Consider the following 8,216-nt stretch of genomic DNA (forward strand, 5'->3'; position numbering starts at 1 on the left):
CTGACGTCAACCTTTACACTGAACAATGATAAGGTCATGTGTACAGGGCGGTACGCACATAAAACCAAAACATCCGCGTCCGGAGGCCACATGACCACGACCACACTGCAAACCGCGACCCCCTGGGTGGACGGCAAGCGCTACCTCTGGCTGCTCAGCCCGCTGCTCCCTCTCCTCGGCCTCTTCATCCTCGCCGTGTACCAGTACACCGGCTGGGGCATCGCCGCCTGGGGCGGCCCGCTGCTGGTCTACGCCATCATTCCGCTGCTCGACTGGCTGATCGGCACCGACCAGAACAACCCGCCTGAATCGGCCGTCGCCCAGCTCGAGGATGACAAGTACTACCGCTTCATCGTCTACGCCTACATTCCCTCGCAGTTCATCCTGACCGTCTGGGGCGCCTGGCTGGTGGCCACGCACGACATGCCGGCCTGGCACTGGATCGGCCTGGTGCTGAGCGTGGGCGCGGTCAACGGCATCGCCATCAACACCGGCCACGAGCTGTCGCACAAGCGTGATGCCGTGGGCCGCTGGATGGCCAAGCTGACGCTGGCGCCGGTCGCCTACGGCCACTTCTTCACCGAGCACGTGCGCGGCCACCACAAGAACGTCGCCACCCCGGAAGATCCGGCCAGCTCGAAGATGGGCGAGTCGTTCTGGGCCTTCCTGCCGCGCACCATGATCGGCAGCGTGGTCTCGGCCTGGCATATCGAGAAGGAACGCCTGGCCCGCCAGGGCAAGGGCGTCTGGACCCTGCAGAACGACAACCTGCAGGCCTGGGCGCTGACCGTGGTGTTCTTCGGCGGCCTCACCGCCTGGCTGGGCTGGGCCGCCCTGCCCTGGCTGCTGCTGCAGGCCTTCTACGGCGCCTCGCTGCTGGAAGTGATCAACTACATCGAGCACTACGGCCTGCTGCGCCAGAAAGGCAAGGACGGCCGCTACGTGCGCTGCTCGCCCGAGCACTCCTGGAACAGCAACCAGATCGTCACCAACCTGTTCCTGTACCAGCTGCAGCGCCACTCCGACCATCATGCGCACCCGACCCGCAGCTTCCAGGCCCTGCGTCACTTCGAGGAAAGCCCGCAGCTGCCGTCCGGCTACGCCTCCATGCTGATTCCGGCCTACATTCCGCCGCTGTGGTTCCGCCAGATGGATCCGCTGGTCGCGGCCCACTACAAGGGCGACCTGAGCCTGGCCAACATCCTGCCGTCCAAGCGCGAGAAGATCCTCGCCTCGGCGCTGAACCGCGCGCAGACCTTCAACCACGCGGTGGATGGTCCGATCCCGGCCGGCGCCCCGGCGCATGCCCAGACCGACGGCACCGCGCGCTACCAGTGCTCCGACTGCGGCTACATCTACGACGAACGCAAGGGCTGCCCGCAGGAAGGCTTCCCGCCGGGCACGCGCTGGACGCTGATTCCGGACAGCTGGCCCTGCCCGGACTGCGCCGTGCGCGAGAAGGTCGACTTCGTGGCGCTGAAGGACTGACTCACCACCCCGCCGGCATGATCATCCGGCCAGAAAAAGCCCCGCTGATGCGGGGCTTTTTCTTGGGCGACGCCGAGCCGGCGGCGCGTCGATGTCGCTCCTGCGGCCCTCAGAGGCCGAGCGGCGCCAGGTCGAGGCGACCGTCATCGGCCAGCCCCGGGCACCAGGCATAGGCGCCGTTGATCGGCCGGGTGAAGCGGAACAGGCCGTCGACCAGGCCGTCCTCGGCACCGCTCATGCGGCGGAGCTGGGCCTCGAAGGCGTACAGCGAGCAGCCGAAGGCCACGAAGTAGAAACCGACATGGTGGCCGGCGATCCACGGCATGGAGCGGCGCAGCACGAAGGCCTCGGGCTCGAAGTCCTCCTGCGCCGTACGCTTCACGTGCGCGGTCTCGGGCGCATCGTCCAGCTCCTCGTTGTCGCTGCGACGACGGCCGATGGCGTGGTCCTGCGCTTCGCCGCCCATGGCATCGAAGGCGTCCATGTCGTGCAGCCACTGCTGCACCGCGACATAGCTGGAGCCGGCCAGATGCGGATCGCCGGCCGCCGCGGCGGCCTCGGCGCTGACGATGGCGGCGGCCATGGCGGCGTCATCCTGCGGGTTCTCGGTGCCGTCCTCGTAGCCGGTGAGATCGCGGCCGGTGTCGTGCTTGAAGGCATCGACGCTGTTCTGGCGCACCAGGGCCGGAGCCAGCAGCTGCGTCAGCCGGCGCTCGCGCTGCATCAGCTCGCCGCGATCGCTGCCGCGCAGCCAGAGCCAGAGCGCGAACGGCTGCGCGGGAATCTCCACCAGCGATCCCGGCACCACCGGACCCGGCGTCAGGCCCGGCAGGACACGGCCCAGGGCCTCGAACAGGGGCTGGCCGAAGCCGGCGACCGTGGCCAGGCCATCGACCTCGTCACGCAGGTCGCGGAGCGCGTCAGCCAGCCGGCCGGTGTCGCCACCCAGCTGGAAGCTGATGAAGCGGGCCTGGGCAGGCAGTGCCGCGAGAATGCCGGGCTGGGGTGTCGTCATGTGCTGCAATCCACATCAGGTTCATGGGTTTGGCGTATTTATGCCATAAAAAAAGCCGCCCGCCGGTGTGCGGCGGGCGGCTTTTTGCCAGGGTGCGGCTGACTGGCCAAGTATTCACCAGCCGGCCGGCACCCTGATCGCGGCTCAGCCGCGCGCGGCCTTGAGCTTCAGGCGGGCGGCGTGCAGCAGCGGCTCGGTGTAGCCGCTGGGCTGCTGGCAGCCGTCGAAGACCAGGTCGCAGGCAGCCTTGAAGGCGATGCCGTCGAAGCCCGGAGCCATGGCGGTGTAGAGCGGATCGCTGGCGTTCTGCTGATCCACCACCACGGCCATGCGCTTGAGCACCTCGAGCACCTGCTCCTGCGACACCACGCCGTGGCGCAGCCAGTTGGCGATGTGCTGGCTGGAGATGCGCAGCGTGGCGCGGTCTTCCATGAGGCCGACGTTGTTGATGTCCGGCACCTTGGAGCAGCCGACGCCGAGGTCGACCCAGCGCACCACGTAGCCGAGGATGCCCTGGCAGTTGTTTTCCAGCTCGGCCAGCTTCTCGGCCTCGCTCCAGTTGGTGCTGGCGGCCAGCGGCGGGTTGAGGATGGTGTCCACCGGATCGGTGGCGGCCGTCTTCAGCTCGTTCTGGCGCGCCCACACGTTGACCTTGTGGTAGTGCAGCGCGTGCAGCACGGCACCGGTCGGGCTCGGCACCCAGGCGCAGTTGGCGCCGGCGTTCGGGTGCGCCAGCTTGGTGGCCAGCATTTCCTTCATTTCGTCCGGCTTCGGCCACATGCCCTTGCCGATCTGGGCCTTGCCCTGCAGGCCGCAGGCCAGACCGATGGACACGTTGCGGCGCTCGTAGGCGGCGATCCATTCCTGCTTCTTCACGTCGTCCTTGCGCACGACCGGGCCGGCTTCCATGGAGGTGTGGATCTCGTCGCCGGTGCGGTCCATGAAGCCGGTGTTGATGAAGATGGTGCGCTCGGCGGCCTGGCGGATGCACTCCTTCAGGTTCACCGAAGTGCGGCGCTCTTCGTCCATGATGCCGATCTTCAGGGTGTTCTTCGCCAGGCCGACGGCGGCCTCGGCGGCGGCGAACAGCTCGACCGCGAACGCCACTTCCTCCGGACCGTGCATCTTCGGCTTCACGATGTAGGTGGAGCCGGCGCGCGAGTTGACCAGGCGGATGCTCTTGTCGGTCAGGCCGCGCCTGGTGATCAGCGCGGTCACCAGGGCATCCATGATGCCTTCGAACACTTCCTGGCCGTTCAGGCGCACGGCCGGGTTGGTCATGAGGTGGCCGACGTTGCGCAGCAGCATCATGGAGCGGCCGTGCAGGGCGAACTCCTGGCCCTGGGCATTCTTGTAGACGCGGTCAGGATTCATCTTGCGAGTCAGTGACTTGCCGCCCTTTTCGAAGGTCTCTTCGAGGGTGCCGGTGACCAGGCCCAGCCAGTTGCGGTAGCCCTCGACCTTCTCTTCGGCGTCGACGGCGGCCACGGAATCTTCCAGGTCCTGGATGGTGGTCACGGCGGCTTCCAGCAGCAGGTCCTTGACGTGGGCGCTGTCATCCTTGCCCACGTGGTGGCTGGCGTCGACCTGGATTTCCACGTGCAGGCCGTTGTTCTTCAGCAGCACGCCGGTCGGCGCGGCGGCATCGCCGGTGTAGCCGGCGAACTGGTCCGGGCTGGCGAGGCCGGACTTGCCGCCATCCTTCAGGGTGACGGCGAGCTGGCCGCCTTCGATGGCGTACAGGGTGGCGTCCGCGTGCGAGCCCGAGGCCAGCGGGAAGGTCTCGTTCAGGAAGTTGCGCGCGAAGGCGATGACCTTGGCGCCGCGGGCCGGGTTGTAGCCCTTGCCCTTCTCGGCGCCGCCTTCCTCGGAGATCACGTCGAAGCCGTAGAGGGCGTCGTACAGCGAGCCCCAGCGGGCATTGGCGGCGTTCAGCGCGTAACGGGCGTTGCGCACCGGCACCACCAGCTGCGGGCCGGCCAGCGTCGCCAGCTCTTCATCCACATTCTCGGTGGTGATGCTGAAATCCGCACCTTCTTCAACGAGATAGCCGATTTCCTTGAGGAAGGACTTGTAGGCAGCGCGGTCGAAGCCGGGGTTGGCGCGGTGCCAGGCGTCGATCTTCGCCTGCAGCTCGTCGCGCTTGGCCAGCAGGGCCTGGTTGCGCGGCGTCAGTTTCGCCACGACCTGCTCGAACTGCGCCCAGAAGTCGGCGGCTTCGACACCCGAACCGGGAATGACTTCCAGGTTGATCAGGTCGTACAGGGATTGGGCGATATCGAGTCCGCCGTGCTGGATGCGCTGCTCAGTCATGTCCATCAACCTCAGAGAGACGTGGGGTGGTGAAGACGACGCCGCGAACGCGGCATCGCCCTTTATAAGAAGGCCGGTATTCTAGCGAAAACTTCCGGTCAGGTCATTCCCGGTCGCGCCGCAGACGCGCATTGCGCCGCGCCCGCAGGTCCAGCCCATCGTCAGCCTGTGCCTCCAGCGCGCTGACCTGTCGCGCCACGTAGACGATGAGCTGGCGCAGCCAGCGGTGCGCGGGGCTGTGGTGCAGCAGCGGGCCCCAGGCCATCTTCAGCTCGAACTCGGGGATGTGGAACGGCGGGTCCTTGATCACCAGCTGCGGATGGCTGCCCTGCAGCATGGCGATGCGCGACGGCAGCGTGGCGATCAGATCGGCCTTGTGCGCCACCAGCGCCGGCATCTGGTAGTGGCGGGTGTAGACGCTGATGCGGCGACGCTGGCCGATGCGCTCCAGCGCGGCGTCGATCTGCCCGAGCCGGCTCCGGTCCGGGTCCATGCCGACACCGACACCCATGCCGGTCTTGGACACCCAGATGTGCTGGGCGTCGAGGTAGGTCTTGAGGTTGAAGCGCAGCGCCGCCGGATTGCCGCGGTTGATCAGGCAGGAGAAGCTGTCGCTCCACAGCGTGACCTGGTGAAAAGTCTGCGGTATCTCGTTGAAACGGTTGATGGCGAGGTCGACCTTGCCCTGCTCGATGTCCTGCACGCTGACATCCGACGGGGTCAGGCAGTCGAGCACCACGTCCGGCGCCTCCGAGCGCAGCGCCTTCACCAGCGCCGGCATCAGCGTGGCCTCGGCGTAGTCCGAGACCATGATGCGGAACACGCGGTTCGAGCTCAGCGGCCGGAACTCCTGCTTCGGCTCCATCATCTGGTTCAGCGAGCCGAGGATCTCGCGCAGGCGCGGCTGCAGCTCCAGCGCGCGCTCGGTCGGCGTCATGCCCGAGCTGGAGCGGATCAGCAGCGGGTCGTTGAAGAGGTCGCGCAGGCGGCGCAGGCCGTTCGACAGCGCCGGCTGGGTGATGCCGAGCTGCTCGGCGGCGCGCGTCACGTTCTTCTCGCGCAGCAGCACATCGAGATAGACCAGCAGGTTGAGATCGACGCGCTCGAGATTCATGGAGCAAATACCGAAAATAAAAACTATAAATTGTGAAAATTATGCCATGAACCCGTAGACTGCGCCCACGGTCAAGGCACCTTCATATGCTTTGCAGCAGGGCTGCTTTGGCTTTCACACCTCCAGCAACAGGAAAACGTCATCATGACTACGTACCGTTCCGCGCTTGAACACGTCCGCGCCGTGAAGGCCAAGCTGGGTGGCACCTGGGGTGCCATTCACCCGGAAGACGCTGCCCGCATGATCGTGCAGAACCGCTTCCGCACCGGCCTCGACATCGCCAAGTACACCGCCGGCATCCTGCGCCGCGACATGGCCGCCTACGACGCCGACAACAGCAAGTACACCCAGTCGCTGGGCTGCTGGCACGGCTTCATCGCCCAGCAGAAGATGATCGCCAACAAGAAGTACTTCGGCACCACCGAACGCCGCTACATCTACCTGTCCGGCTGGATGGTCGCCGCCCTGCGCTCGGACTTCGGCCCGCTGCCCGACCAGTCCATGCACGAGAAGACCTCGGTGCCGGCCCTGATCGAAGAAATCTACACCTTCCTGCGCCAGGCTGACGCCCGCGAACTGAACGACCTGTTCCGCGCCCTGCAGAAGGCCGAAGACGCTGGCGACGCCGCCAAGGTCAAGGAAATCGAAGCCAAGATCGACGGCTTCGAAACCCACGTGGTGCCCATCATCGCTGACATCGACGCCGGTTTCGGCAACGAAGAGGCCACCTACCTGCTGACCAAGAAGATGATCGAAGCTGGCGCCGCCGCCATCCAGATCGAAAACCAGGTCTCCGACGCCAAGCAGTGCGGTCACCAGGCCGGCAAGGTCACCGTGCCGCACGAAGACTTCCTGTCGAAGATCAACGCCGTGCGTCTGGCCTTCCTGGAACTCGGCATCGACGAAGGTGTCATCGTGGCCCGTACCGACTCGGAAGGTGCCGACCTGACCCAGAAGATCCCGGTCTCCAAGCAGAAGGGCGACATCGCCTCGCAGTACATCAGCTACCTGGACACCCAGGAAATCGACATCAGCGAAGCCGCTGACGACGAAATCCTGATCAAGCGCGACGGCAAGCTGCACCGCCCGACCCGTCTGGCTTCCGGCCTGTACCAGTTCCGCGAAGGCACCCAGATCGACCGCGTCGTGCTGGACTGCGTGACCTCGCTGCAGAACGGTGCCGACATGCTGTGGATCGAAACGCCGACCCCGAACGTCGCCGAAATCGCCCACATGGTCAACCGTGTGAAGGAAGTCATCCCGAACGCCAAGCTGGTCTACAACAACAGCCCGTCGTTCAACTGGACCCTGAACTTCCGTCAGCAGGCCTACGACCGCTGGGTGAAGGAAGGCAAGGACGTGTCGGCCTACGACCGCGCCAAGCTGATGGACGTCAAGTACGACGGCACCGAGCTGGCCAACGACGCCGACGAGAAGGTCCGCACCTTCCAGGCCGACGCGGCCCGCGAAGCCGGCGTGTTCCACCACCTGATCACGCTGCCGACCTACCACACCGCCGCGCTGTCGACGCACGAACTGGCCAAGGGCTACTTCGGCGAGCTGGGCATGCTGGCCTACGTGGCCGGTGTGCAGCGCAAGGAAATCCGTGAAGGCATCGCCTGCGTCAAGCACCAGGCCATGGCCGGCTCGGACATCGGCGACGACCACAAGGAAATCTTCTCCGGCGACAACGCCCTGAAGGCCGGTGGCACCGCCAACACCATGGGTCAGTTCGGCTGATAAGCCGCCTGATTCCGGTGGAAAGAACCCGCGCGCAAGCGCGGGTTTTTTTATGCCTGTCTTTCCGGAAAACCAGGCCCACGCGCCCCGCCCACCCCCGGCCCGGCCCCGGTCACCCGGAACCGGCGGCGCCTCAGCGGAACACCGGCTTGCGCTTCTCGCGGAAAGCGGCCAGCGCTTCGCGCGCCTCGGGCTGCGTCAGGCGGTGAATGAACTCCCTGCCCTCGGTCACCAGCGCCGTGCGCACGGCCTCGCGGCCGTTGTCCTTGATCAGCGCCTTGGCGGCGATCACGGCAGCCGGCGGCAAGGCCGCCAGGCGACGCACCAGCGCCAGCGTCTCCGTTTCCAGGGCGGCCTCGTCGTCGCAGACGGCATTCACCAGGCCGGTCTGCAGCGCTTCGTCGGCGGCGATGGGCGAGCCCAGCAGCAGCCAGGACATGGCCCTCGCCTGACCGACCAGCTGCGGCACCAGCAGGCTGGAGCCGCCCTCGGGGCACAGGCCGAGCGCCACGAATGGCATCTGGAAGCGCGTGCCGCGCGTGCAGT

6 protein-coding genes are annotated in these 8,216 nt (G+C 66.3%); 2 read left to right on the plus strand and 4 right to left on the minus strand.

Annotation, left to right across the window (positions count from 1 at the left end):
• Positions 1 to 90: 90 nt before the first annotated feature.
• Positions 91 to 1,488, plus strand: a complete 1,398-nt coding sequence (locus C5O18_RS04055) for a fatty acid desaturase (protein WP_105191688.1) — start codon at positions 91 to 93, stop codon at positions 1,486 to 1,488.
• 109 nt (positions 1,489 to 1,597) lie between these two features.
• Here the strand turns inward: C5O18_RS04055 and C5O18_RS04060 are convergent, their stop codons facing one another.
• From C5O18_RS04060 to C5O18_RS04070, 3 genes are all read right to left on the minus strand, one after another.
• Positions 1,598 to 2,503 (minus strand): Dyp-type peroxidase, encoded by a 906-nt coding sequence (locus C5O18_RS04060; RefSeq protein WP_105191690.1) that lies wholly within the window; start codon positions 2,501 to 2,503, stop codon positions 1,598 to 1,600.
• A 144-nt stretch (positions 2,504 to 2,647) separates the two neighbouring features.
• Positions 2,648 to 4,816, minus strand: coding sequence for a malate synthase G (locus C5O18_RS04065; RefSeq protein WP_105191696.1), 2,169 nt, complete (start codon positions 4,814 to 4,816; stop codon positions 2,648 to 2,650).
• Between the two features lie 103 nt (positions 4,817 to 4,919).
• The gene (locus C5O18_RS04070; RefSeq protein ID WP_105191692.1) at positions 4,920 to 5,930 is read right to left on the minus strand and encodes a LysR family transcriptional regulator; all 1,011 of its coding nucleotides are present in this window, start codon (positions 5,928 to 5,930) and stop codon (positions 4,920 to 4,922) included.
• A gap of 144 nt (positions 5,931 to 6,074) precedes the next feature.
• On the opposite strand from C5O18_RS04070, the gene C5O18_RS04075 reads away from it, so the two are divergent.
• Positions 6,075 to 7,670, plus strand: coding sequence for an isocitrate lyase (locus C5O18_RS04075; RefSeq protein WP_105191694.1), 1,596 nt, complete (start codon positions 6,075 to 6,077; stop codon positions 7,668 to 7,670).
• 133 nt (positions 7,671 to 7,803) lie between these two features.
• Here C5O18_RS04075 and C5O18_RS04080 read toward each other — a convergent pair.
• The coding region (locus C5O18_RS04080; RefSeq protein ID WP_241146732.1) for an enoyl-CoA hydratase-related protein at positions 7,804 to 8,216 on the minus strand (413 nt) is incomplete at its 5' end.

It is taken from the genome of Amnimonas aquatica, assembly GCF_002943415.1.
In the GTDB taxonomy this organism is placed as follows: Bacteria; Pseudomonadota; Gammaproteobacteria; order Pseudomonadales; family Moraxellaceae; genus Perlucidibaca; species Perlucidibaca aquatica_A.

What these genes read in the sequence shown, in the direction of transcription:
- C5O18_RS04055 (WP_105191688.1), top strand. Translation starts at nt 91, where the DNA reads ATGACCACGACCACACTGCAAACCGCGACCCCCTGGGTGGACGGCAAG.
- C5O18_RS04060 (WP_105191690.1), bottom strand. Translation starts at nt 2,503, where the DNA reads ATGACGACACCCCAGCCCGGCATTCTCGCGGCACTGCCTGCCCAGGCC.
- C5O18_RS04065 (WP_105191696.1), bottom strand. Translation starts at nt 4,816, where the DNA reads ATGACTGAGCAGCGCATCCAGCACGGCGGACTCGATATCGCCCAATCC.
- C5O18_RS04070 (WP_105191692.1), bottom strand. Translation starts at nt 5,930, where the DNA reads ATGAATCTCGAGCGCGTCGATCTCAACCTGCTGGTCTATCTCGATGTG.
- C5O18_RS04075 (WP_105191694.1), top strand. Translation starts at nt 6,075, where the DNA reads ATGACTACGTACCGTTCCGCGCTTGAACACGTCCGCGCCGTGAAGGCC.